Raw genomic sequence first — 25,148 nt, 5'->3', positions numbered from 1 at the left:
GACCACCTGCCGTTCGGGGGTCGTGCGGTACCCGGGCCGTGCGCTCCTGCCCGGGCGATCCTGATGGTGTCTGCCTCCTCCGTTTCTTCGGTCATCGTTATGCGAGAAACCCTAGGCAGGTCAGAAGCAGATGTCTACCGCGACGGAGATAGATTTTCTTTGTTCGACCGTAAGAGATCTTCTCTCGAACAGCACGTGAGGGCCCGACCGGATGTGCCGGTCGGGCCCTCATGTGATGTGCCGGTGGTGCTGTGCGGTCAGACGGAAACCGATACGGGCGCGGGCTCGCCGAGCATCGCCGAGGCCCGCTGGAACGGGGTGAGGCCGGGCGTGGACGCGGGCGTGGCGGGGGCCTGCGGCAGGCCGCGGCACGTGAATCCGAGCAGGGTCATCGCCCGTACGACCTCCGCGGCGCTGAAGTCCCGGCGGTCCTGGCGGGTGATGACCTGGCCGACCTGCTTGACCGGGTAGTGCCGGCGTCCGATGATCACGGACTCACCGTCGACGGGCTCGGGCTTGACGCCCTTCATCGACTCCAGCACCCCGCTCTTGGTCAGGTCGAAGGGGAATCGGGCGATGACGACGCGCATGATGCCTCACAAGGGGAAGAAGAAGGGTTCACGCTACGGCGTCGGAGGCGGGCTGCCGTGCCGGCCGGCGCCGGGCGGCAGCCGCGGCGGGGCGTCGCCGGTTGCGCGAGGCGGGGCCGCTGCGCTCACGCCGCTCCGCCGCCGGGGCGGTGATGACGACCGGGATGCCGGAGGGGGCCTGGGCGCCGGTGATCCGGCTGAGCGCCTCTTCACCGGAGCGGACCTGGGTGGTCTGCGGGGTGATCCCGGCTGCGGCCATCAGCCGTACCATGTCGCGGCGCTGGTTCGGGGTGACCAGGGTGACGACGCTGCCGGACTCCCCGGCACGGGCGGTACGCCCGCCGCGGTGCAGATAATCCTTGTGGTCGGTGGGCGGATCCACGTTGACGACCAGGTCGAGGTTGTCGACGTGGATGCCGCGGGCGGCGACGTTCGTGGCGACGAGCACGCTGACGTGCCCGGTCTTGAACTGCGCCAGGGTGCGCGTGCGCTGCGGCTGCGACTTGCCGCCGTGCAGGGCGGCGGCGCGGACTCCGCTGTTCAGCAGGTGGCTGGTGAGCTGGTCCACGGCGTGCTTGGTGTCCAGGAACATGATGACGCGGCCGTCGCGCGCCGCGATCTCGGTGGTGGCGGCGTGCTTGTCACCGCCGTGCACGTGCAGCACGTGGTGCTCCATCGTCGTCACCGCGCCCGCGGACGGGTCGACGGAGTGGACGACCGGGTCGGTCAGGTAGCGGCGCACCAGCAGGTCGACGTTGCGGTCGAGGGTGGCGGAGAAGAGCATCCGCTGGCCCTCGGGGCGCACCTGGTCGAGCAGGGCGGTGACCTGCGGCATGAAGCCCATGTCGGCCATCTGGTCGGCCTCGTCCAGCACGGTGACGCCGACCTGGTTCAGCCGGCAGTCCCCGCGGTCGATGAGGTCCTTCAGCCTGCCGGGCGTGGCGACGACGACCTCGGCGCCGCCGCGCAGCGCGCTCGCCTGCCGCCCGATGGGCATCCCGCCGACGACCGTGGCCAGCCGGAGCTTGACCGAGCGGGCGTACGGGGTGAGTGCGTCGGTGACCTGCTGGGCCAGCTCGCGGGTCGGTACGAGGACCAGTGCGAGCGGCTGACGGGGCTCGGCGCGCTGACCGGCCGTACGGGCCAGCAGGGCCAGCCCGAAGGCCAGGGTCTTGCCGGAGCCGGTCCGCCCGCGGCCGAGCACGTCGCGGCCCGCCAGGGAGTTCGGGAGGGTCGCGCCCTGGATCGGGAACGGTACGGTCACGCCCTGCACGGTGAGTGCGGCGAGCAGTTCCGCGGGCATGGCGAGGTCGGCGAAGGCCTCGACGGCGGGCAGCGCGGGGGTGATCGTCTTGGGCAGGGCGAATTCGCCCTGCAGCGCGGCGGGCCGGCGGCCGTACCCGCCCGAGCGGCTCGGACCACCGGAACGGCTCGGACCACCGGAACGGCTGGGGGCGGAACCGCCGAAGCGGCCGCCGCTCTTGCCGGATCCGGCTGTGCTGTTGCGCGTGCGGGCGAATCGGTCGTTGGTGCGCGTGCGGTTCATGCGGAACCTTCCTCGATACGGCGCATATCAAGGAATTCCCGCAGGCGTGGGCTGCGCGGAGAATTGCAAGAAACGGGCCGAATGAAAATGCGAAGCGAACCTGTCCGGCCGGAGATCCTGGCGGGTACAGGTACGGAAATTGGGTGACGCCGTCAGGGCGCGCAACCGGCGTATCGGCCGGGGCGTGATCCGCGTACGGAGGACTGCGGATTCCTCGGCGCCGTCCCCGCAGCCGGCACCCGGTGGGGTGGGGCGGGGTGGGGCGAAAAATGCGTGCAGCTGGGGCCCGCACCCCGAAGGATGCGGGCCCCAGCTACGAAGTGCGCGTCAGCGTCAGGCGGGAACGATGTTCTCGGCCGTCGGGCCCTTCTGGCCCTGCGCGATGTCGAAGCTGACCTTCTGGCCCTCGAGCAGCTCACGGAAGCCCTGGGCGGCGATGTTCGAGTAGTGGGCGAACACGTCGGCGCCGCCACCGTCCTGCTCGATGAAGCCGAAGCCCTTTTCCGCGTTGAACCACTTCACGGTTCCAGTAGCCATGTCATATCTCCTTTGGGGCAGTGCATCGGGATCCACACTGTGTGGACTCCGTGTCGCCGCAATGATTACCCCGCCCGATAATGACCGGAAAAGTAAAAGTACTCCCAGGGGTGTGGACACCTGCTGGGGGCACTTGAAGTTTTGGGAACCACAACTGCAACTGAGATCGACAGTAGCACGAATCGACACCCCGTGTACGGTGAAACATTTCACTTCGCCCGTTGCAGGAAAAAGCCTCATGGCGTGGTTCGTCTAATTCTCATCGCGCGGACACAGATATTGACCGGCCGCCGGTCGATGTACGACCGCACCATCGTGCCCGGCATCGCCCGCCCGGCCCGGGCGCTGCGCCCTTCTTCCCCGGCCTCCACATCCGTTCAGGCGGGCCGCACCCAGCACTCCGGCACCGTTCGCGCCTCCCGCACCGCCCCCCGCTGCCGGGCGGCTCCCAACCGGGCGGCCTGCTCCGCGACCGGCCCCAGGTCGGTCGGGGCACTGCCCGACTCCGGCGGCACGGCCCGCTCCCCCATCGTCTCCACCTGACGGGCCAGCTCCGCCGCGAACACCTCGGCGGGCGGGAACCAGGAGGCGGCGCCGGTCACGTCCACCTGGTGCAGCAGGCCCTCGGCGGCGAAGTGGAGCCGGTAGCCCAGGTACTGCCGGTCGGTGTCGAAGAGCAGGCTGCCGGTGACCTGTCCGCGGTGCTCGCGCGCCCAGCGTGCCAGCCTGCCCACGGCGAGCGGCATCGCACGGGCCCGCCCGATCGACGCCGCGTACCCTTCGGCCTCCACCCCGCCCTCGGCGTAGCGGCCCGTACCGGTGACGGTCATCGCGCCGGGCCCGGCTCCGGTGCGGAACTCCAGCCGCCCGTCACCGCCGTCGTGCGCGACATGGCGGCGCCGCAGTTCGATGTACCGCGCCGTGTTGACCGCGGCTGTCGTGAGGGAAGCGGCGACCACGGTCACCCGGGCGGCCGGGTTCCCCGTGAGGAGCGCCTCGGCCGTGGCCAGCGCGTGGTCTCCGCCGCCGGCCACGATCCAGCTGTCGGCGGCCGTTGCGGCGAGCCGTCCCTGTACCAGCTCGTCCCCGAAGCAGAGCGGTCCGGCGCCGTCCTCGGTGGCCCGCAGGAAGGCGGCGAACGCGCGGATCGCCTCGATCGGGGCGTCGACCGGGGCGAGCAGCGCAGGGTCGACGCGGTCCAGCAGCGCCAGCACGCCCGCCGGGCCGCCCCTGCTGTTGAGTACGTCGACGAGCGCGGCCGCCGCCTCGCCGGCCGCCGGTCCCCTCCTGACCAGCTCGGCCAGCAGTACGCCGGCGGCCCGGTCGAAGGAGTGGAGCGCGGGGCCGGTGCCGGGCGCGAGCTGCGCGGGCAGCCCCGGGGCGAGCGTGGGTATGCCGGCCACGTCGACGATCAGCCGTTCGGCGGCACCGCTCGGGTGGATGGCCGCGACCAGGCGGCGCTCCTGGTCCACGGCCAGCTCGGCGGCCCCGTCGATCACCGGGCCGGAAACGGCCAGCTGGTCCAGCCACAGCCGGACGGCCGTCGTCGGCACCCGGTCCGCCGGGGCGGCGTACGCGTAGGGGTCGAAGCCGAGCGCGTGCAGATGCCGCAGCTGATCGGGGGTGTGGCCGAGATCGGCGAGGACGCTCCGGTGGAACGGCCCGCCGCGATCGTCGACCAGCAGGGCCCCCGCCGGACGGGCCAGGACGGCGGGTCCGCCCCCGATCATGATCTGGACGGCAGGGCTGCTGTTCTCGGGCATCGTCGCGTCCCCCGCCTCAGTGATCATGCGGGCCACAGTAATCGCGTGCACCGACACGCGGCAGGGTCGGGCGTGTGGGTCGTGGGCGGGAGCGTGGTCGTGTCGTGGGCGGGAGCGTGGTCGTGGGCCGGAGCGTGGTCGTGCGCCGGAGCGTGGTCGTGGGCGCGCGGCTCGCCGTACGGCCGTGACCATCCGTCCTGCGGGTCGGGTGGGTTACGGTCCGTTACCTGATCTTCGTGTCACACGGACGTCCGACCAGCTCCCCCGGAGACCACCGTGTCCCAACTCCCCCGCCCCGCTCACACCCGGCGACTCCGGGTGGCCGCCGTGGCCGCGGCCTTGCTGGGCCTGCTGCTCGCCCCGGCCGCCGTACCCTCGGCCGCGGCCCCCCGCCTCCCGGCCGGTCCGGGTTCCGCTCCCACCGTGGCGGCGGTGGCGTCGGGCGGGACCGCCGCGCTGACCGGGTACGCGATCCGGTCGACGGCCGAGGTCCCCGACACGGCGGCCGCCGTGTCCACGCCCGGCTATGCGACGACCGGCTGGCACCGGGCCGGGCCCCGCTCCACGGTGCTCGCCGCGCTGGTCGCCGACGGCACGCACCCGGACCCGTTCTACTCCACCGACCAGCAGCGCATCCCGCGCCGTGACTTCGCCGATCCGTGGTGGTACCGCAGCGACTTCACGCTTCCCGATACCGCGGAGCGCACCTCGCTGGACTTCAGCGGGGTGATCTCCGCGGCGGACGTGTACGTCAACGGCCGGCAGGTCGCCTCGGCGGCCGAGGTGGCCGGTGTGTACACGCGCCACGAGCTCGACATCACCGATCTGGTGCGGGCCGGCACCAATACGGTCGCCTTCCGGATCCAGCCCAACGATCCGCGCAAACACCTCACGCTGGGCTGGCTGGACTGGCTGCAGCCACCGCCCGACGCCAACATGGGCATCGTCCGTGATGTCCTGGTGCGCCGCCGGGGGCCGGTTTCGCTGCACGACGCCCATGTGGTGACCGGTCTGGACGTGTCGTCCCCGGGGTCGGGCCCGGCCGAGCTGACCGTGAAGGCGCGGGTCCGCAACGACTCGCAGGAGGCCGCCACCGCGACCGTCACCGCCGCCATCAGCGGCACCGGGATCGTGCTGCGCGAGGACGTCACCCTGCGCGCCAGGGAAACCCGTACGCTCGTCTTCGCCCCGGACCGCCACCGGCAACTGCGCCTCCAGCGGCCCGCTCTGTGGTGGCCGGCCGGTATGGGACCCCAGAACCTGTACGGACTCCACCTGACGGCGACGGTGGCCGGCAGCCGCTCGGACTCCGTCCGTCACCCCTTCGGCATCCGTGACGTGAAGGCACCCCTCGACTCGGCCGGCGCCCGCCGGTACACGATCAACGGCCGCCCCCTGCTGATCCGGGGCGCCGGCTGGTCGGCCGACGAGCTGCTGCGCTGGGACACCACCGCGGCGGAGGACCGGATCAAGGCCGCGCTCGACGCGGGTCTGAACACGCTCCGCCTCGAAGGCCACATCGAGCCGGACGAGTTCTTCGACCTGGCCGACCGGCACGGAATCCTGTTGCTGCCCGGCTGGGAGTGCTGCGACAAGTGGGAGGGGCAGGTCAACCCCACCGGTACGGGCGAGAAGTGGAACGCCGCCGACCGTCTGACCGCCCGGGCCTCCATGGCCGCCGAGGCCGCCCGGCTGCGCGACCATCCCAGCGTCCTGTCCTTCCTCATCGGCAGCGACTTCGCGCCCGACGCCCAGACCGAGAGGGACTACCTCGACGCCCTGCGCGCCGCCGACTGGCCCACCCCGGTGGTTCCGGCCGCCTCCGCCGTCACCACGGCCCTGAGCGGCCCGTCGGGCATGCGGATGACCGGCCCCTACGACTGGGTCCCGCCCTCGTACTGGTACGACAAACGCGAGGGCGGCGCGACGGGCTTCAACTCCGAGACGAGCGCCGGACCCTCGATCCCCACCCTCGACACCCTGCGGCGCACGCTCTCGCCGGCCGAACTCGAAACCCTGTGGGAATCGCCCTCCGCCCCGCAGTACCACCGTTCCCCCTCGCGCACCTTCAACACGCTGAAGCTGTTCAACGACGCCCTCGCGCACCGCTACGGCGCGCCGCGCAGCCTGCGGGACTACGTGGCCAAGGCCCAGCTCGGCCAGTACGAGAACGTGCGCGCCCAGTTCGAGGCCTACGCCCGCAACGCCACGGACTCCACCGACCCGTCGACGGGGCTCGTCTACTGGATGTTCAACAGCGGCTGGACCTCCCTGCACTGGCAGCTCGTCGACCGCTACCTCGACCAGGGCGGTGCCTACTACGGCGCGAAGAAGGCCAACGAACCCCTGCACATCCAGTACTCCTACGACGACCGGACCGTGGCCGTCATCAACCGCCGGCCGGACGCCGTTGCCGGGCTCACCGCCCGGGTCACCCTGTTCGGCACCGACGGGACCTCCCTCTACGACCGCACCGTGCGCGGGCTGCGGGTCGGCGGCGACGGCGCGCGGACCACCGCGGCCACCGTTCCCGCCGTTGTCGCCGCCTCGGACGGGCCGGATTCCACATACCTCGCCCGGCTCACGCTCACCGACAGCGCCGGCCGCGAGGTCAGCCGCAACGTCTACTGGCTCTCCACCCGCCCCGACGTTCTCGATTACGACGCCACCGACTGGTACCACACCCCCACGACCACCTACGGCGACCTCACCGGCCTGAACTCCCTCGCGGCCGCCACCGTGACGGCGACCGCCCGCACCACGCGCCACGCCGGCTCGCTCTCCACCACCACGGTCACCATCCGCAACACCAGCAGCGGAAACACGCCTGCGCTGCTGACCGATCTCCATCTCGTCGACGGGCGGGACGCACCCCTGCTGCCAGTCCGCTGGAACGACAACCAGATCAGCCTCTGGCCCGGTGAGAGTGCCGTCCTGACGGCCCACCACCGGACGGCCGACCCGGCCGACGGGGCACTCCGGGTCCGGATCTCGGGCTGGAACACGCCCGCCACCCACATCACCCCGAGCTCCCCCTGACCCCGGACAGCCCGCCCCGGGGCCGAGGCCGGCATGCCCCCTCCCGATATTCACTTGCGCACCATCCGTCACTCGCGCCAGCGTCGGCTGACACCGAACGAAGGCAGAGCCGATGACCACCACACCTCCCCACCCCGTCGACCACGAACTCATCCAGGCCGCAACCCACATCGCGCGCACCCGGTGCCACGGTGACAACCACACCGTGGCTGCCGCGGCCCGCGCCCGGGACGGCCGGATCATCACCGCGGTGAACGCCTACCACTTCACCGGCGGCCCCTGCGCCGAGCTGGTCCTCATCGGCACCGCGGCCGCCCAGGGCGCGTCCGCACTGGACACGATCGTCGCCGTGGGCGACCGCGACCGGGGGATCGTTCCCCCGTGCGGCCGGTGCCGCCAGGTCCTTCTCGACTACTTCCCCGCCATCGAGGTCATCGTCGGCACGGACGACCGCCCACGGGCCCTCTCCGTCACCGACCTGCTCCCCGAAAGCTACGTCTGGGCCGACCACCAGCTCGACACGGCATGAACCCCCTACGCGACCGGGCAGTTCCGGTGGTTCCCCGGTTCAGATGCCGTCTGGCAGGATCTGAATCATGAGTGATGAAGCGTTTGACGCCGTGCTCTGCGACTTCGACGGGGTTGTGCGCCTGTGGGATCCCGATGGGATGGCCGCGCTCGACCGGAAGGCCGGACTGGCCGAGGGCACGCTCGCGTCGGCCGCGTTTCGCCCCGAGCTTCTGGACGCCGCCGTCACCGGTCGGATCAGCGACGAGCAGTGGCGCCGGCGCGTCGCGGAAGATCTTGCCGAGGTCTGCGGATCAGTGGCCGGTGCTCAGGAACTCGTCAGCGGCTGGACGGCGCTGACCGGCCGCGTCGATACCGCTGTCCTGGAAATCCTGACCGCGGTCCGCAGCCGGGTGCCGGTGGTTCTGGTGTCGAACGCGACCACGCGGCTGGAGGCCGATCTCACCGCGCTGGGGCTGGCCGACGCGTTCGACGCGGTGGTCAACACCGCCCGCACAGGGTTCGCCAAACCCGATCGCCGGGTCTTCGAGGCCGCGGCGGAAGCGGTGGGAGTGAAGCTGCAGCGGTGCCTGTTCATCGACGACACGCCGGGACACGTCGCTGCGGCACAGGCGGCCGGGCTGACCGGAATCCACTACACGCATGTCGATCAGCTGAGGAGTGCCACCGCGCCCCCGGAGCCGGAGCCCCGGAACGGCGCCGGGGGCAGGACGTAGTCGCGGCCGTGATGGATGCGGCCCGGTTCGGCCATGGTGACGCGCAGCGGCTGCTGGAGCAGAGCGGGGGGTCCGTCCCCTCCACGGCCGAGGAGGCCGCCGGCGCGGCCGAGGGCGGTGCGGACTGTGGTGGCGCGGCCGCGGGTCCGGTCGCGGCCGCGGCCGCGGGCGGTGATGCCGGCGGGTGGCAGGACCCCCAGTTCGCGCCTGCCGTCGCGGAGGCGCTCGCCGTACTGCGGCCGGCTCTTCCCCGCCCGCGCGCCCGGCGGGCCGGCGCCGCTGCCGAGGCTCCGGCCCCCGTACGGGCGAGGAGCGATCGGTGGCTACCGTTTGAGGTAGGCCAGAACGGCCAGAACCCGGCGGTTGTCGTCTGCGGATGGTTCGATCCGGAGTTTGGTGAAGATGGCGGCGGTGTGTTTGGCGACCGCGCTTTCGCTGATGAACAGGGTTTGAGCTACAGCCGCGTTGGAGCGGCCCTCGGCCATCAGGGCCAGCACGTCCAGTTCGCGCGGTGTCAGCTGGGCGGTGGTGCCCCGGGCGTCGCTGCGGGCCAGTAGCCGTGCGATGACCTGCGGGTCCATGACCGTACCGCCCGTGGCGACGGTGCGTACCGCGTCGATGAACTGGGTGGTGTGCGTGATCCGGTCCTTGAGGAGGTAGCCGATGGCGCCTTGGCCTCCGGCGAGGAGTTCGTGGGCGTAGAGCTGGTCGACGTACTGGGAGAGTACGAGGACCGGGAGCGCCGGCCGTGACCGGCGTGCTTCCAGGGCGGCTTGGAGGCCCTCGTCGGTGAAGGTGGGTGGGAGGCGGATGTCGACGACGGCGACGTCCGGTTGTTCTTCGAGGAGTGTCTTGAGCAGGGCGGGGCCGTTGTCGACTGCGGCGATCACCTCGAATCCGTGTTCCCGGAGGGTGCGGGTGAGTCCGTCCCGGAGGAGGAAGAGGTCTTCGGCGAGGACGACGCGCACGGTATCTCCAAGGTCGCGGTGGTCGGGCCGCCCGGCGGGCTGTGCAGGACGAGGGTTCCGTCGAAGGGGTCCAGACGGCGGCGCACGCCTTGCAGTCCGCTTCCGTCGGGGTCGGCGCCGCCGCGGCCTTCGTCGGTGACCGTGGCGCGCAGGGCGCCGTCGGTGTGGCTGAGGCGGATACGGACCTCGGGGGCGCCGGAGTGTTTGGCGGCGTTGGCGAGGAGTTCCGCGACGGCGAAGTAGCCGGCGGATTCCACCGGGGCCGGGAGCCGGCCGGGCAGGGCTGTCTCGATGTGCACGTCGAGGTGGCTGTCGAGGGCCAGTGAGCGGACCGCGTCGCCGAGCCCGCGGTCGGCGAGTATCGGGGGCAGGACGCCGTGGACGAGTTCGCGGAGGTCCTGGAGAGCCCGTTGGGAGATGGCGCGTACCTCGTGCAGGAGAGCGCGGGCGGCCGGGGGGTCGCGGTCGAGGAGCCGGGTGGCTTCGTCGAGGGTCATGCCCAGGGCGACGAGGCGGGCCTGTGCCCCGTCGTGCAGGTCCCGCTCGATGCGGCGCAGTTCGGCGGCCTGGACGTCGAGGATGTCGGCGCGGGATCCTGCGAGGTGTTCGATGCGGCGGACGAGTTCGGTGGTGTGCGGGGCGGCGAGCAGGCGTCTGCTCCAGCGTGCGTGGAGCCGCAGGGTGGTGGGGGCCAGCTTGAGTCCCGCGGCGATGAGTCCGAGGCCGAGCAGGAGCGCTGCGAGCATCGTCGGGGTGGAGTCGACGAGGATGAAGGCGTACCAGTTGCCGTCGCCCAGGAGCCGCCAGACGAAGGGCTGTACGGCCGCGCCGAAGAGGCCGTACTCGACGAGGGCCAGGGGCACGGCGGCGAGCAGTGCGCCTGTCGACGGCTCTGCCCAGGCCCAGCGCAGGTCGTGCCAGAACCCGTCGTCGCCGAGGAGGGCGCGGGCCTGCCGGTGGCGGCCGGTGGAGTTCTCGGGTCGGGTCGAGCGGGATGGGAGCGGTTGTGGTGGGCTGATCACGGTTCCCGTCCAGCGGGCGGCCCAGTCGCGGTAGCGGTCGGAGATGCGGCGCAGGGCCGCTGCGGCGGGCGGGAGCAGGAGGAAGCCGATGCCGATGGGCAGGAGGAGCAGCGCCCCGATCACGAGGGCGCCGGCCCCGGCGACGGCGAGCGCGGCGAGCGAGAGCAACTGGCAGCGGCCGATGTCGGCGAGCGCGCCCCTGAGGCTGATGCCGGGGCGGCTGTCTCCCTGTGCCATGCCCACCTGTGGTTCCGTCATGTCAGCGCGGTCCGTCCGCTGTTGCGGCGGTGATCCTATCCGGCGTGGTCGCCGCCCGGCGGGCGGAGGCGATCCACGGGAGTGCAGCGGCCAGGCAGGAGGCGCCGAAGACCGCCATCGGCGCTGTTGCCGGGGACGTCTCGTCCGTCACGAACAGCATGCCGAGGTTGACCAGGGTGTGGAAGCCGCCCGCGAGCAGCAGCCGGTTGCTCCGTACGCGTTCCAGGGCCAGGCCGAGGATCACGGACATCGCGATGGTGGCTGTCAGGAATCCGGCCGCGTAGGCCGGCTCCTGGGTGAGGGCCGGTACGTGCCACAGGCCCCAGGCTGTCCCGACCAGGACGGAGGCGGTGACCGGGCCGAAGCGGGTGCGCAGCAGTGGCTGGAGGTAGCAGCGCCATCCGATCTCCTCGGCGCAGGCACCGATGAGTTGGGCGGTCACGAGCAGGGTGAGGGGGTGTGCGAAGGCCTGGGGGCTGGTGACGGGGAGGGAGCCGGAGGTGAGCAGGGCGCCGCCGGCGGAGAGTGCGGTGATCAGGGCGGGGGTGAGGAGGAGGGCGGCCCGGTTGCCGGACGGCAGCCGGGCCTCGTGGTCTGCCGGTCCTTTGCTGCGGGCGGGCAGCGTTCCCGTGAGCCGGTCCCTGATCCGGCCGGGCCACAGCAGTGCCACGGCCGCCACGGCGAGGGCGGGGCCGAACTGGGTCAGTTGCAGCACCTCGGGTGGTATGCCGGTCGCGGGCTGGAGCGCCCCGCACAGTCCCGCCGTCAGGAAGGCGACGGCGAGGAACACCCCTGCCTGCGCGGCCCATCCGCTGCGCGGTACTCGCCGCTGCCCCTGCCCCCGCCCCTGCTCCCGGTCCTGGTCCTGGTCCTGGTCCTGCTTGTGGTCCTGCTTGTGGTCCGGCATGCTGCCCGGCCTCCCCGTGGATCGCTGGGGGCGCGGCTGTCACGCCCCGCGTTCGACTCTGCCGGTCGCGGTCGGGGCCGTCCTTGCACGTGGGTGCCGGAAGGGGTGTATCCAGGTACACCCCCTCTCAAGGGCGGGTCAGGTCGTGGTGGTGGAGTGGTTCTGGCGAGTTCGGGAGTCACCGGCCGTCGCGGCCACAGCTGCCACGACCGGCCAGATTGGAGGCGCGCATGAGGCGCTCGGTCACTCACCGCGGACGCATCGAGCACTGGATTCGCGTCCACGTCCGTCGGCGCGTCGCGGGCGCGGCCCTGACCATTTCACGACAGCGCGGGCCGCCACCGGGTGCTGGCGGCCCGCGCTGGGGACGACAGAGGCGGTCTCTCAAGCGGAGGACCACAGGAGCTTTGACAAAGGGTTTCTGCCCGCCGGCTTGCCAGCTCGAAGGCCAGGTTCGCGTTCGAAGACGCACCGTCCTCCGAAAGCTGGGTGACATCGGCCTTGGGATGTCCGTAAAGATCTCGACGGCCTGCGTTCCCCCTTCAGCCGTAGCCGTCACGGAAGCGCGGTCAGAACCTCGTAGTTGGCCAGTCTGAGCACGATGGTTGGCCACAGCTCCGGGCGCTCCGGCTGCGGTCGCTGGGTCGATCAACCGCAGCAGTCGCAGCCAGGGCGGCAGCCGCAGGAGTCGCGTTCCTGCTGAGTGGGCTGAGCGAGAACTCTGGAGCCGGAGCGGCGCAGCAGCCCTTGCCCTGCCAGGCATCGCGTCCTCCCTTGAGGGCGATGGCGGCGATGACCAGGGCGGCGATCGGGTCGGCCCAGGACCAGCCGAGAGTGGCGTTGAGGACCAGGCCGGCCAGGAGTACCGCGGACAGGTACGTGCACAGGAGGGTCTGCTTGGAGTCGGCGACCGCGGAGGCGGAGCCGAGTTCTCGGCCGGCCTTGCGCTGGGCGGCGGACAGGAACGGCATGATCGCCAGGGAGAGGGCGGCGATGACGATGCCGGGGACGGAGCGGTCGGACTCGCCGGTGCCGGCCACCGCGCGAACCGCGTCGCCGCATACGTACGCGGCGAGCACGAAGAAGGAGACGGCGACGATCCGCAGGGTGGTCACCGTCCTCGTGGCGCTCCGCCTTCACAGGCGCGGGTAACCGTGGCCCGGCGGCGGGTACCCCCACCCCGGGGCTCCGGCAGAGCCGTAGAGGACGACCCGCTCGAACTCCGACCACTCCCCCGACAAGCCGTCATCGGCTGCCTCGTCGATCGCCTTCAGCAGGCGCAGCGACCGCTCCCGGTCCGAGCCCGCGGGCAGCGGGCAGCGGGCCGGGCCCGGCGGGTGGAGCGGGCCCGGGAGGCGCAGCGCACCCAGGCACCACCCCGAGGAGAGCGTCCCGGACACATCCAGCGCGTCCCTGACAACGACCGCCGAAATCAGCAGTGCGCGGTTCGAATCCGGTTCGCCCCCCCACCCACCACCACCCACCACCACCAATACGCCTCTACATGTGTAGAGTGCGGGCAACATCCTCTACCGATGTAGAGGGCGGCCTCATTCGACTTCAAGGAGCCACGGTGAGCGCGACCGTCACACCCGTCCTCGAGCGCAAGCCCCAGCCCAAGCCGCTGCGACCCTTCAGAGTCGGGGCCGGCGGCTTCCTCCTGCTGGGCACGGGCCACCTCGCCCTTGCGGCCGCGACGGCGCTGGGCGACCCCACCCCCCAGCAGCAAGCCTCCTCGGCAGCCATGCGGGAGTCGAGCATGACCCTGCTCGGTCTGGAACGCAGCACCCTCGACATCGTCCAGGGCATGAGCCTCGTCATGGCCCTGTTCGTCATCGCGTGCGGGCTCCTCGCCCTCACCGCCGTCCGGCACGCCCCGGAACTGGTCGAACAGCGCACCGCCTTCGGATGGATCCCCCTCGTCGCCTCACTGGTGGGCCTGGCGATATCCGTCCTGCTCCTGCCCATGCCGCCGATCGTCGTCCTCGCCGTCACCAGCTGCGCCTTCGCCCTGTCCTTGCGCCGGGCGAGTGGTAGATCCCCTGTAGTTGCTTCGGTGTGAAGGCCGGGTCGGCGTCGAGGGCGGGGAGCGCCAGCTCCGTGACGGTGTCGGCGGGGGCAGCAGGCCAGTCGGTGCCGAAGAGGACGTGGTCGGCGGGCACGTGTGAGAGGAGCGTCGCCACGCTCGCCATGGGGCCAGCCGTGTCGTATGAGAAGCGTTGCAGGTAGTCGCGGACAGCGGCAGGCGCGAACTCGACCGCGTCCACTACGTTTTCGATCACAACCGCTGACAGCGGGAGGACCCCAACGGCCGAGGACGTCACCAGGGGAACCGCGAGCCTCATCTCCGAGATGGGCGTTTTGAAGAGCGTCTCCAGGACCGGCTGGTGGTTCACCGGCAACAAGGCCCCCGAGTCCATGGCGGAGCACTCCTTCCGGGTCAGGGTGATCGGCTCGGTCCTCGCCATGACGGAAGGCGCCGACCCGGCCCGGGTGGCGCTGCTGTGCCTGTTCCACGACAGCCAGGAGACCCGGATCGGGGACATCCCCCACATCGGCCGCAAGTACATCAAGGCCGCCCCGAACCAGGAGGTCACCGCCGACCAGGTCGCCAACGCCCACCCGGCCGTCCGCACCAGCGTTCAGGGCGCGGTCGCCGAGTACGAGGCCGGCGCAACTCCAGATGCGATCGTCGCCCGCGACGCCGACAAGCTGGAATGCCTCGTCCAGGCCGTCGAGCACCGGGAGCAGGGCTACAGCCTCACGCAGAACTGGATCGACACCAGCCTCGCCTCCCTCAAGACCCCGTCCGCGAAAGCCCTCGCCGACGCCGAACTCAACATGGACTCACTCCAATGGCAGAAGAACTGCCTACCCTGGCCCCGGCCCCGCCCCCCGGCGAAGCCCCGGAACGGAAGCGCAGAGGCCTCATCATGCCGGGACGGGAGGCGGAACGGAGTCTGACCGGGGCCATCCCCATACGGGGTCAATGCCCTCGGCACCGCCTCGGCATGGGCCGAGGCGGGACCATCCCCGCGGGCGCGGGGTCGCCCCGCCGTGCTGGTGGTCGCACCGCCCGTCCGTCGGACCATCCCTGCGGGCGCGGGGTCGACCGCATCGAGCCCAGCGGTACTACCTTCGGTGAAAGCCAGCGCGAACACCGGCGCCGCAAGCGCCAAGCCACCTCCGGCCAGCCCGCAGAAGTCTGCCCCGAAGAGCCGCACACGTCGCCCGACCGCGACGGGCAGGACCCGCAGTAACGGCCGCAACGGAACTTCGACCCCACCAACGTGAAGCGGTCGACGCGGTGGTACGCGCCCTGGAACTGGCCGCCGCACGGACCATCCCCGAGCGTGGGATGCGGACCCACGTGATCATGGCGCCGGGGTCGGGGAGGACCCGGGTCGCGGTCCGCAGCTCGGACGAGCTCCACGCGAGCCGGGTGCTGGTGCTGATGCCCTCACTGGACCTGCTCGCCCAGACCGAGGCCGCGTGGCGCGAGGGGGCAGCCGCCGGGCCCGGGCACCACGGGGCCGACCGGACCCTGCGCACCTGCGGGACCAGCCGGTCCGGTGGGACCGGTGGGACCGGTCGAACCAGGCTTGCCCGGGCAGCCCGGCGTACTGCCGACCCCCGCAACGCCCGCACCGACACCGTCGGCAAAGCAGCGTCCGAACCAGTACCCATCCCTGCCAAGTCCGGGTCCCCGTGCTTCCTGATCCACCCGCCCCCCGCTGGCCCGTGATCAGAACTCACGCAACTGAGACAACGTCACCCCACATGCGATAAAGCCCGGGAACAGCGATCCCGTGCAAATCTCTCACCCCCAAGTCAGTGACCCCACCCGCTGAAAACAGCCTGCTACCAGCAACAACGTCCCAAGGCCCACTGTCTCTCACCCCACCACCCCAAAACCAAGAGATCGCAACCAGCCGTTTTACAGAAGACGAGGGCGAATGACAGCCCTGGGGCGGGCAGTGCAGCGACCGAAGGCCCGCAGCGGATAGTGGCGAAGATCTTGCGGTCCTTCCGGCGGGCGTTCGTCGGTTGAGACCCGGAGGGTGTGGACCGGAGCCTCCGCATGCGGATCGCCGCCGCCGCTGCACGAAACGCTTCGGTCCGGCCGACGGCGCCTCGTGCACCATTCCTCAGGACTCCCGAGGTCACTGTTACCGGTCTCACCGCGGGCTGTACGCCACGGGCAGGAAAACGCAGCCGCTACGTGTCCCGATGCCGGACTCGCCCGTCTTGATGACCGAATACCGCCCTATTAGACAGCGTGGCCGATTTTGAAGCCGCGGTGTTGTCGGGGAGTTGACACCGGGCCATGATCGCTTCTCGTACAACCTGACTACCCACCCGGGAGCCGAGATGTGATAGCAAACCCCCTTCCACGGGATGGGGCTGGACGGCCTGCGGGCCGCCTTCCGGTACCTGCAACCCCGGGGCCACAGTGCAGGGTTCTGGTTCCTGAGCAACGGACGTTTCTGAAACTCACCTGCAAAGCCACGCGGACGAACTCCGGGGGCTTTTCGTCTCGGCGCTCGCGCAGGCGGTTCTCAGCCTCTCCCGCGCTACAACATCTGCGTAGGCACGGCCGTTCACGCCGAGCGGGTCCGCCTGGCGGCACGACTTCATGTATTACGCCCCCGCACGCCAGGCTCCGCTACTGCGCCGACGCAGACCACGCGATCCGACACGCGTCGTCATCACCTGGCCTGATGCAGCCGACCCGGCCCGAACGGGGTGGGCAGAGCCGGCTCTGACCACGGCAGTCCCCGGTCGGCCGAGCAAGACATGGCCATCCGCCCGTCAACTGCCGACGGCCGCGCGGCCATGGCTGTCTCGCGCGTCTACTACCTCTCCCTGTGCCGGTGTTCTACCGCTCTTCGGCGCAATGACGCAGGAGTGCGCGGCCATGACCTGATCAGCAGCTCGCCGCGTTCTCCTCCGCCGCGCCGCCCTCTCGCATGCCCTGCATTCACGAAATTCCACTGTCAAAGGAGTTCTTGATCTTCATGTACAAACGCTCGGGGTTTCTCGCCCTCACCACGGTGGGCGTAGTGATGTGCACCGCTGGTCTCACGCCATCGGTCAGCCAGGCAGCCGGCAGTGCCGACGGCGAGAAGGGGTCCTACGCCGAAAAGCACGGCCTGACAGTGGATGACATCGGGCACATCAACGCACTGAACGAGAAGGCTCTTCATCTGGGTCAGCCCGGTAAGCCATCGGGAGGGTTACTGCCGAGTGCCACCGCATCCCTCAGGGCCTCCGCATCGGCTGACGACAGGGTGACCCCTCCCGCCGAGCCGCTCGACAGCATGCCTGACGCGTACCGGGCGCACGGAAACAGGGCCACTACCGGCGTCAGCAACTACATACGCAAGTGGCAGCAGGCCTACAGTCACCGCGACGGCAAACCTCAGCAGATGGCCGAAGAGCAGCGAGAGCAGCTGTCCTACGGGTGCGTCGGCGTCACCTGGGTGAATTCAGGCCCCTACCCGACGAACAAGCTGGCCTTCGCGTCCTTTGACGAGGACAAGTACAAGAACGCTCTGGAGACCACCGGCCCACGGCCGGGCGAGACGCGGGCCGAGTTCGAGGGGCGCATCGCCAAGCAGAGCTTCGACGAGACAAAGGGGTTCAACCGGGCCCGTGATGTGGCATCCGTCATGAACAAGGCCCTGGAAAGCGCCCACGACGAGGGGTCCTATCTCAGCAACCTCAAGGCAGAGCTCACGAAAAACAACGACGCTCTGTCCAAAGAAGACAGCCGTTCGAACTTTTACTCAGCCCTGAGGAACACACCGGCCTTCAAGGACAGGAGCGGGGGCAACTACGACCCGTCCAAGATGAAGGCGGTCATCTACTCGAAGCACTTCTGGAGCGGACAGGACCCCAGGAACCCCTCCGACAAGAGGAAGTTCGGCGACCCGGACGCCTTCCGCCCCAACCAGAACACAGGCCTGGTCGACATGTCGAAGGACAGGAACACCTCGCGCAGCCCCGCCAAGCCCGGCGAGAGCTACGTCAACTTCGACTACGGCTGGTTCGGGGACCAGAAAGAAGCAAACCCCGACGACACCATATGGACCCACGCCAACCACTACCACTCGCCCGGCGGCGCCATGGGGCCCATGCAGGTATACGAGAGCAAGTTCCGCAGCTGGTCCAGCGGCTACACCGACTTCGACCGCGGAACCTACATCGTCACTTTCATACCCAAGACCTGGAACACCGCCCCCGCCAAGGTGAAGCAGGGCTGGCCGTAAAACCCTGCCCCTCACCACGAACACGCCCTCCGCGCAACTGCCCCGCCCCACCGCATGCCACATGCCACATGCCACATGCGGAGCGGGGCAACCCTTCGATCACCCACACCCCCAGTTCGCGGCCCGATGACCACCTGCCCGGACCGGGTGCTGCCCATCACCCCAGGGCTCCGCTATGAGCACTGAACACTCGGGCAGGCAGCCCTCCGCGTCGTCGACAAGGACCAGGTCGAGCCCGTCGAGGAACCGGACCGGTGTATCCCGCCTCCCCTGTTGCCACTGACGACAGGGGAGGCGGCCGGTAACTCCGTGGGGATGACGGTCGCATCGCGGGCAGGAAGCCCGGCGGCTACCACGGCGCGGGCGGACACCGGACTACCCGCCGTATGGCCGCCGAAGGTGTGGCAGAACGAACGGTCCGAGCAGGTGTTGACATCCAGCCGCAGCCACGGTGAGGCGTCCACGGCCGGCATCGGGCGGCCGTCGTCCGCCCGGGGCAACGGCACACCCAGCAGCGCGCGACGAAGCCGGGCTACGTCGATGCGACCCCGGTTCAGCCCGGCGTACAGAGCCCCGTTCCAGCGCTGATGCTCCGGCGCGAGAGCACAGGTCCACAAGCGTGCGGACCGGACCGGCGCTGCACAGCAGCGCGTCATACCATTCGAACAGCGCGTCGCTTCTGGAGACCAAGCACGCATACAGCTCCGACCGGAAGTCCGTCACCGTGGTCAACGCGTCTCGTTGACCCCCGTGCTCGCCCAGTTCCACGATCCCGGCCTCCGTGCGGTCTCACCGCTCAGCACAGGATCGGGCCCGGGCCCCTCGCCGGTCCGGTGAGCTGGGGAAACACTGACCAAGTTCGATCCCAGTTCGACGTCGGGGGTTAAACGGCAAGCTCAGGTCAGGTCGACCATGTCGTGGATTTCATCGAACCGGGCGCGGGCCCGCTGAGGCAGCAGGCCCTGCTCGCGGGCCGCTACTCTCCAGGAGCCCGATACTGGATCTGTTCGGCCCTGCGCAGGGCATCCAGCGTTTCCTCGACGCTCAGGAGAACCGTCGTCTCGAACGAGCTGAGCGCGCCACCTCCGCTGATCGCCAGCGCGACCGCGGCCATGGACACGTTGTCCGGAGCCTCCCAGAGGTTGTAGCCGTCGTGCGTGCCGAAGGCGTACCAGAAGCCGTGGAGCTTTCCACCGACGGATTCGATGTAGGCCCGAGCGGCGTTTGCGCGGTCCTCGGGGTGGCCGATCAGCCTCGCCCAAGTCTCCGGCGTGTAGCTGAACCTCGATAGGTAGAGCGGCATCGTGTCTCCCTTTCGTTTCGCCCATGGATGCCCGCACCGCGTGGGAGAAGGGCCGGGGCGGATCGCGGTTCACCCGAACAGCCGGGAACGACCGACACGCTGTTCGAGCGCTTCCTCAGTGTCCGGCGGTCATCGCTGCCGACCATCGACATCGCGTGGAATCGGCGCGCCGTCTGAAGATCTACGACCGGATCGTCGAGCGCTTCGGCACCGATCGGGGTCGCGGTGACCGGCATGCCGGACACCTACGGGCCCGCCACACCCTGTGCGACACCGGGCCCGCGCTCGGGATCGCGCCGCAGACCGTGGACCGGATCGCGGGGTCTGAGGTGCTGCCGGCCGGGGCGGCGACACGGCGACGTGTGACGGCTGCCGGAACCCGCCCGCAGCCGACAGCTCCAAGGGGACAGGAGCAGCGACCTATTGGGTGCCACTCGCGCGCTGCTATTGCGCACCGCTGCCGCAGCGGCGTCCTCCTGACGCACAGGGACAAGGGCTCGGCCCCACCCGGGAATGAGGTCGTCACGCGGGTGAAGTGGCGGCCACACCAGGAACTGGCGCTACCGGATCTTCACGGAATGTGTGGCAGAACCCCGGGCTCACCTCGTGCTGTGGCCGGGAAGGTTTGCCCGGTCGCGGCGTCCGGTGCATGGGGTCTCCCCAGGCCCGCAGGGCCTGGGGGAAGCATCGCAAGGCGGAGGGCCGCGGCTCGTACTGCCGGTCCACGACTTGCCCCCTCGGCGCCGGCGCGGTGCGCCGATGCCGAGAGAGGCGGCTGAACCCCCGAGCCCGGGGAAGGGGGTACCCGGGCTCGGGGTGTGGGGCCTGCCGGCGTCCGCCTACTTGAAGGTGACATCCGAACAGGAGTAAAAGGCCTCCTCGCTCTGGAAGGAGCCGTCGGGCCGCTTCAGCCCATGCCAGATCGTGTAGATCAGGTGCTTGCCCTTCTTTTCGGGGAGCACCGCCTTGAACGTGAATGCCTTCGCGCCGAGGAAGCCCGAGGGTGCCGCCGTGGCCGCGGTGTTGTCGGCGCTGAGGAAAGGGGTGTCCTCCAGGTCGGACCACTTCAGCGGCTTCTTCGGGTCGTAGCCGTCCTTGGTGACGTACATCTCCATGCGGTACGGGTTGTGCAGCGCGCTGATGTCGTAGCGGAGGTCGTACTCGGCGCCGCCGGGCAGTGTCGTCGAGGGGAAGTCGTCCCGCGCCAGGTCCAGGCCGGAGAACTGTGCGTTGCCGGCACTGCACAGCTTGCCGTCGGGTATGCGGGCGCGGTGCTGCGGGGAGGAGGTCGGGGTGCTGTGGTCGATGGCGCGGCCCTGAACGATCGACTTCCAGTCGCCGGGGATGCCGGGGCTCTGGGCGAGGGCCAGCCGGCAGGCCTCACTCGCCTTCGGGTTCTTGGTGCAGGCCACGCTGCGGCTCACCGGGTCGGCGGTGGAGCCGTGAGCGGAGGCGGGCGCGGAGCCGAGGGTGGTCACGGCGAGGGGGAGGGCCACGAGCGCGGTGAGGCGCAGGAAGGCAGTGCGGCGAGCCGGGGGCCGTGCCGGGTCGGGGGGAGTCGTGGCGGCGGGGCAGGTCGTACTCATGAGGGGGACGCTCCTGGTCATGGGGTCGGTCGTGTGCGTGAGGCGGCAGGCGGGCGGGGCGGTCAGCCGCCTGTCTTCACGGTCAGCTCGCGGGAGAACGCGCCCCACGTGCCGTCGCCGAGCCGCGCCCGGATCTTCACGGTGTACGTCGCGCCGGGGTGGGCGCCGACGAGCACCTCGCGCGAACCCTTCGTCGTCGGCACCGGCAGCACCGGGTCGCCGGTGCCCCACATGAAGGTCTGGGCGGGCTTGTCGTTCAGGTAGACCTGGTAGGCGGTGATCTGGCCGACGCCCTGCGGGACGGACCAGGTGAGGTTCAGGTAGTGCTGGGTGACAGCGCCGTCCTGCTTCGTGGCGGTGGTGGCGGCGAAGTCGCCGGGGGTGGCGGTGCCGCCGTTCCCGTCGGGGGCCGCGGTGGTCGTCACCTGTGCTTCGCGGGTCGGGTCGGACTCCTTGCCGGAGGCGTCGACAGCGGTGACCTTGAAGCGGTAGGCGGTGCTCGCGGTCAGGCCGGAGACGGTGGCCGAGGTGGCCTTGCCGTCCGCTTCCTGGACCTTCGCGCCGTTGCGATAGATCCGGTAGCCGGTGACGGCGACGTCGTCGGTCGCCGCGCGCCACCGCAGGGCGGCCTGGTACGGGCCGGAGGCCGTCGCCTCCAGGTCCGCGGGGATGACCGGCTTCGCCTTGTCCTGGCCGGGCGCCGCGAGCGTGGTGAGCGCGATGTCCTTGCTGAAGCCGGTGGTGCGGCCGTCGGCGCGGACGGCGCGGACCTTGAACGCGTACCGGGTGGCGGGGGCCAGTCGCTCGATGTCCGTCATCGTGTCCTTGACGGTCTTGACCTGCTTGCCGTCCTGGAAGACCTCATAGCGCACGACCTCGGCGCCGCCGGTGGGCGGCTTCCACATGAGGTGGACGGCGGTGTCGTCCTTGACGAAGGAGCCGCTGTCGGCGGGGACGGCCGTATTCGTGCCGGTGTCGCTCCCGCTGCCCGACGCGCCGTTCACGCGGCATCCGGTGATCTTGGGTATGCCCTTGCCGGCCGGGTTGATCCCGACCTTGACGGCCCGGTTGCCCTTGGCGGCCACGTCGGCGCGGTCGGCGATCGGCTTGATGGTGACGTGCTTGCCGGCCTGGCGGAGTTCGTACGCCCAGGGGTTGTCGAGGGTGACTTGCCCCTGCGACACGTCGAACTCGGCGGTCCAGTCCCGTACGGGCCGGTCCCCCTTGTTGGCCAGGGAGACCTCGCCGGACGCCCACCACACGGTGGCCTGGTCCGCGACGCGGCAGGCGGCGCTGAAGCCGTCCTCTTCCTCTCCCGCATTGGCGGCAACGGGTACGACGACGGAGCAGACCCCGACGACTACGGCCACGCAGGCCAGGGCAATTCGCTTTCGGGACATCAGAAACCTCTTGGTAGAGCCGATCCGCCGGTGCAGCGGCAGCATCGAAAAGTGCCTCGGTCAACACCCGTGACCCTAAGCGCGGTTTGCGGCCGGAACGGGCCTCTGAGGGGCTATGAGCTCGCTGTTATCTGTCCCTTAAGGTCCGGATAGGGCGCCCTTGATCCCCTGCCCTCGCCCTCCGACCCTGCGGATACTGAAGATCACGCTCCGTTCCCGGCCCGGGTGCTGCACCCGTGGCCGCCAACGCCGAGACCGACGGGTGGAGTGCAAAGCGAGGAGACGATCCGCGAGGGCTCCACCCGCTGCCAGACCGCAGTGGCGCTCTCCGCGTCACGACACCGTGACAGGCACCAGCCGCCGGCTCGGCCAACCTCGGCCAGAACCCGATCTCGTGAACAGAGCCGGACAAGAGACCGTCCGTTGCGTGGAGCCACCAACCCACCGACCAGCCGAAAGAACCGCCCTCCGCGACCCCGACCGCTGACCCCAACCCGAGAGATCGCACCCGGCGGGCTCGGGAAGGACCCCGAACGCGGGGTACTGGCGGGTCGGCGGGTTGGTCCGCCGCCGATACGAGCGCGCACGACACAGCTCCACAGAAGGTGAGCCAGAACCCGACGAGCATCAGGAGCACGGCCCTCCCCGCGCCCGGGACGTGCGGCGCTCCTCCGGCGCTACCGCGGGCCGTAGGTCTCCGTCCCGTTCAGCCGGACGAAGTGTCGAGCCAGCGGCGCACCGCCGTGCTCAGCGGCGGCTCGTTCGGCCGGTCCATCGCCCCCTGGGCAACCCATTCGGCGAACCGGCGGAGGACTCGCGATTGATGCGGCGCTGTCAGCACCGAGGTACTGATCGAGTGTTGCCACGTCGTTGCGAAGCACAGCACGTTCCCGTCGAGCGAAAGCATGCGGAACTCGGGGCGCAACGGCGCGCTGCCGAGCAGCCCGGCGGCGCCCTTGCCCATGATGTCCCAGTCGTCCTGCAACTCGACGCAGCACCACCGGCTGGGGCCGCCCTCCACGGGGTTGTGGGCGAGCAGGAATCTGCGGTCGGCCTCGGAGAAGAGCCCCCCTTCGACCGCCAGTCGGTACCAATCTGCGTTCGCCCTCTCGTGCAGCAGAGGGTCGATGACGTCCAGCACCGACTCGACGCGGCCTTCCTCAGGCGGACAGCTCGGCGCCTGGCCGGTGATGAACGGCGGTATGAGCCCCACGGGCTCGACCCACCCGCCCACTATCTGCAGACCCGCTGCGGCGAGAGATTTCGTCATGCCCCCACCATGCCGTAGGCGCTGGTCGGCGCACGAATGAGGTTGGGAGTGGCGTTTGAGGGTCGTACCAGGCCGGCGGACAGGCGGTCGGTCCCCACGATGCGGGGGCCGGGGATGCGGGTGGCCGGGGATGCGGGTGGCCGGGGATGCGGGTGGCCGGAAGTGCCCCAGATCGGACGGCGGGGTGCCCGCGACGCACCTGATTCTGTGTACCCTTCCGCGGCCGCCGTCCTCGCGCCGGCGTCCAGCACCGGCCCCACAGCCTCACCGCGCTCGCCCAGCCGGCATGAGCCAAGGAGGTCAGGACTGTTCCGCTTCCGTCATGAGGAGGCGGAGGGTCAGGGAGTGTGTCTCCGGTGGGAGGGCGTCCAGCGCCGCGCGGGCGTGGGCGGTGCCAGCAGCGCTGTCGCCGGACCGGGCGAGCATCAGGGCAGGAAGAGGCTCACATCGGATAGTGCAGGGTGGCCGGAGGGCGTCCACCAGGCTTCGAGGCCGTGGCTGTCGGCATGGCCCAAGAGCAGTTCTATCGTCTGCGACGGCACCTGCCCAACGAGAGGGATTTCGCCCAGGACAACCTGGGGTCCCTGCACCGCACACAAGGCCACAGCGGCAAGGTGCTAGGCCGTAACTCCTGAGCCGCCGAAGTATTCATGGTTGGCGGCCCCCAATCGTTCCTGTCCACCGGGCTGGGGCTGGCCAAGGGCTTCCGCGACCTCGTACGGTCTCATGCCGAACTCCAGCGGTCCCACAGCTACGAGGGGGTGCCACACCCACTGCTCGCGACCCTCGTCATTTCCCATGTCCAACAGTCTCACTTGTTGTCCCAGGCCGACCGGCTCTCCGCTTCGGGCGGGGCGGTTCGGGTCTGCGGATCTGGTCGGCCTCGCGTCGTCGGCTGCCCCGGCACATGCTGACTCCGGCATCCAGCGCCTGCTCGATCATCTGCAGGGCGAGGCGGGGCTTGGTCGCGAAGACGACATCGTCGGGCACGCCGGCCTTGCGGCGTCGTTCGGCGTCTGGGCACCAGGTCTGTTCGGGCAGGTAGAGCCGTCGGTCGATCAACGCCCGTCCCTTGCTGGAGGCACAGGCGAGAAAGACGCCGACCTGGCTGTTCTCGATCCGTCCGGCGGTTCCCGTGTACTGCCGCCGGGCGCCTGCCGAACCGCGGCGGCCCTTCTTAGCGACCGCCGCTTCCCATTCCGCTGTGCTGATGTCCTGGCCCTCTTCATCCCGCCAGTTCTCACGCCGCGTGATGTGCACGTCGTAGCCCATGGCCAGCCAGAGCAGACCGTGAGACCGTCATGATCGCGAAGTCACACTGGAGTATTGACCGTTCCGCAACAGCCTTTAGCTTGACCTTTAACGTCCGAGGTCGAACGGTGCCTCGTACTTGATCACTCGGTTCGGTAACCGCCGTACGCGGAAACGGCCTTCGTCTGGATC

The 25,148-nt window shown here is 70.3% G+C and carries 19 protein-coding genes and 4 pseudogenes; 8 read left to right on the top strand and 15 right to left on the bottom strand.

What is annotated here, in order from left to right:
- Window positions 1–257: 257 nt before the first annotated feature.
- From ACFY04_RS37520 to ACFY04_RS37505, 4 genes are all read right to left on the bottom strand, one after another.
- Complete coding sequence (locus tag ACFY04_RS37520; protein ID WP_389124250.1) at window positions 258–590, bottom strand: SCO5918 family protein; 333 nt, start codon at window positions 588–590, stop codon at window positions 258–260.
- Between the two features lie 28 nt (window positions 591–618).
- Window positions 619–2,136, bottom strand: coding sequence for a DEAD/DEAH box helicase (locus ACFY04_RS37515; RefSeq protein ID WP_389124247.1), 1,518 nt, complete (start codon window positions 2,134–2,136; stop codon window positions 619–621).
- A gap of 333 nt (window positions 2,137–2,469) precedes the next feature.
- Entirely contained in the window at window positions 2,470–2,673 is a 204-nt protein-coding gene (locus ACFY04_RS37510; protein ID WP_004986771.1) for a cold-shock protein, read from the bottom strand.
- Window positions 2,674–3,050: 377 nt separating this feature from the next.
- Window positions 3,051–4,463: a hypothetical protein gene (locus ACFY04_RS37505; protein ID WP_389124244.1), complete on the bottom strand. Its 1,413-nt coding sequence runs from the start codon at window positions 4,461–4,463 to the stop codon at window positions 3,051–3,053.
- A gap of 249 nt (window positions 4,464–4,712) precedes the next feature.
- Here ACFY04_RS37505 and ACFY04_RS37500 point away from each other — a divergent pair, with 249 nt between their 5' ends.
- The 3 genes from ACFY04_RS37500 (at window position 4,713) to ACFY04_RS37490 (ending at window position 8,719) form a co-directional block, all read left to right on the top strand.
- Window positions 4,713–7,475, top strand: a complete 2,763-nt coding sequence (locus tag ACFY04_RS37500; RefSeq protein WP_389124241.1) for a sugar-binding domain-containing protein — start codon at window positions 4,713–4,715, stop codon at window positions 7,473–7,475.
- Window positions 7,476–7,587: 112 nt separating this feature from the next.
- Window positions 7,588–8,004 (top strand): cytidine deaminase family protein, encoded by a 417-nt coding sequence (locus tag ACFY04_RS37495; RefSeq protein WP_389124239.1) that lies wholly within the window; start codon window positions 7,588–7,590, stop codon window positions 8,002–8,004.
- A gap of 67 nt (window positions 8,005–8,071) precedes the next feature.
- Window positions 8,072–8,719: an HAD family hydrolase gene (locus tag ACFY04_RS37490; RefSeq protein WP_389124236.1), complete on the top strand. Its 648-nt coding sequence runs from the start codon at window positions 8,072–8,074 to the stop codon at window positions 8,717–8,719.
- A 323-nt stretch (window positions 8,720–9,042) separates the two neighbouring features.
- Here ACFY04_RS37490 and ACFY04_RS37485 read toward each other — a convergent pair whose 3' ends face one another.
- From ACFY04_RS37485 to ACFY04_RS37465, 5 genes and pseudogenes are all read right to left on the bottom strand, one after another.
- Entirely contained in the window at window positions 9,043–9,687 is a 645-nt protein-coding gene (locus ACFY04_RS37485) for a response regulator (protein ID WP_389124234.1), read from the bottom strand.
- Window positions 9,606–10,967, bottom strand: coding sequence for a sensor domain-containing protein (locus ACFY04_RS37480; protein WP_389124231.1), 1,362 nt, complete (start codon window positions 10,965–10,967; stop codon window positions 9,606–9,608). The genes ACFY04_RS37485 and ACFY04_RS37480 overlap by 82 nt, the downstream gene beginning before the upstream one ends.
- Window position 10,968: 1 nt before the next feature.
- Complete coding sequence (locus ACFY04_RS37475; protein ID WP_389124229.1) at window positions 10,969–11,874, bottom strand: CPBP family intramembrane glutamic endopeptidase; 906 nt, start codon at window positions 11,872–11,874, stop codon at window positions 10,969–10,971.
- 648 nt (window positions 11,875–12,522) lie between these two features.
- Window positions 12,523–12,995 (bottom strand): annotated as a pseudogene (locus ACFY04_RS37470) (cation transporter); the annotation flags it as partial.
- A 15-nt stretch (window positions 12,996–13,010) separates the two neighbouring features.
- A complete protein-coding gene (locus ACFY04_RS37465) occupies window positions 13,011–13,274 on the bottom strand; it encodes a hypothetical protein (RefSeq protein ID WP_389124227.1) in 264 nt (87 codons plus the stop codon).
- Between the two features lie 173 nt (window positions 13,275–13,447).
- On the opposite strand from ACFY04_RS37465, the gene ACFY04_RS37460 reads away from it, so the two are divergent.
- The 4 genes and pseudogenes from ACFY04_RS37460 (at window position 13,448) to ACFY04_RS37445 (ending at window position 18,146) form a co-directional block, all read left to right on the top strand.
- Window positions 13,448–13,936 carry a hypothetical protein gene (locus tag ACFY04_RS37460; protein ID WP_389124225.1) on the top strand — a complete coding sequence of 163 codons (489 nt, stop codon included), beginning with the start codon at window positions 13,448–13,450 and terminating at the stop codon, window positions 13,934–13,936.
- Window positions 13,937–14,226: 290 nt separating this feature from the next.
- Window positions 14,227–14,748 (top strand): annotated as a pseudogene (locus tag ACFY04_RS37455) (HD family hydrolase); the annotation flags it as partial.
- 331 nt (window positions 14,749–15,079) lie between these two features.
- On the top strand, window positions 15,080–15,619 hold the full coding sequence (locus ACFY04_RS37450) for a DEAD/DEAH box helicase family protein (protein ID WP_389124372.1): 540 nt from the start codon (window positions 15,080–15,082) through the stop codon (window positions 15,617–15,619).
- Between the two features lie 1,273 nt (window positions 15,620–16,892).
- Window positions 16,893–18,146, top strand: coding sequence for a protein-glutamine gamma-glutamyltransferase (locus tag ACFY04_RS37445; protein ID WP_389124370.1), 1,254 nt, complete (start codon window positions 16,893–16,895; stop codon window positions 18,144–18,146).
- A gap of 173 nt (window positions 18,147–18,319) precedes the next feature.
- Here the strand turns inward: ACFY04_RS37445 and ACFY04_RS37440 are convergent, their stop codons facing one another.
- A complete protein-coding gene (locus ACFY04_RS37440) occupies window positions 18,320–18,802 on the bottom strand; it encodes a transposase (RefSeq protein WP_389124223.1) in 483 nt (160 codons plus the stop codon).
- A gap of 320 nt (window positions 18,803–19,122) precedes the next feature.
- A complete protein-coding gene (locus ACFY04_RS37435; RefSeq protein ID WP_389124221.1) occupies window positions 19,123–19,449 on the bottom strand; it encodes a GYD domain-containing protein in 327 nt (108 codons plus the stop codon).
- A 99-nt stretch (window positions 19,450–19,548) separates the two neighbouring features.
- On the opposite strand from ACFY04_RS37435, the pseudogene ACFY04_RS37430 reads away from it, so the two are divergent.
- Window positions 19,549–19,775 (top strand): annotated as a pseudogene (locus ACFY04_RS37430) (hypothetical protein); the annotation flags it as partial.
- 513 nt (window positions 19,776–20,288) lie between these two features.
- On the opposite strand, the gene ACFY04_RS37425 reads toward ACFY04_RS37430, so the two are convergent.
- From ACFY04_RS37425 to ACFY04_RS37410, 4 genes and pseudogenes are all read right to left on the bottom strand, one after another.
- Complete coding sequence (locus ACFY04_RS37425) at window positions 20,289–21,035, bottom strand: lytic polysaccharide monooxygenase (RefSeq protein WP_389124219.1); 747 nt, start codon at window positions 21,033–21,035, stop codon at window positions 20,289–20,291.
- A gap of 62 nt (window positions 21,036–21,097) precedes the next feature.
- Window positions 21,098–22,435 (bottom strand): fibronectin type III domain-containing protein, encoded by a 1,338-nt coding sequence (locus ACFY04_RS37420; RefSeq protein WP_389124218.1) that lies wholly within the window; start codon window positions 22,433–22,435, stop codon window positions 21,098–21,100.
- A 706-nt stretch (window positions 22,436–23,141) separates the two neighbouring features.
- A complete protein-coding gene (locus ACFY04_RS37415; protein WP_389124215.1) occupies window positions 23,142–23,705 on the bottom strand; it encodes a hypothetical protein in 564 nt (187 codons plus the stop codon).
- Between the two features lie 912 nt (window positions 23,706–24,617).
- Window positions 24,618–24,899, bottom strand: a pseudogene (locus ACFY04_RS37410) (transposase); the annotation flags it as partial.
- Window positions 24,900–25,148 lie beyond the last annotated feature (249 nt).

Source organism: Streptomyces sp. NPDC001549 (assembly GCF_042894025.1).
Taxonomy (GTDB): Bacteria; Actinomycetota; Actinomycetes; order Streptomycetales; family Streptomycetaceae; genus Streptomyces; species Streptomyces kutzneri.
The sequence above is the reverse complement of the archived record's forward strand: the minus strand, read 5'-3'. Positions and strand labels throughout refer to the sequence as shown.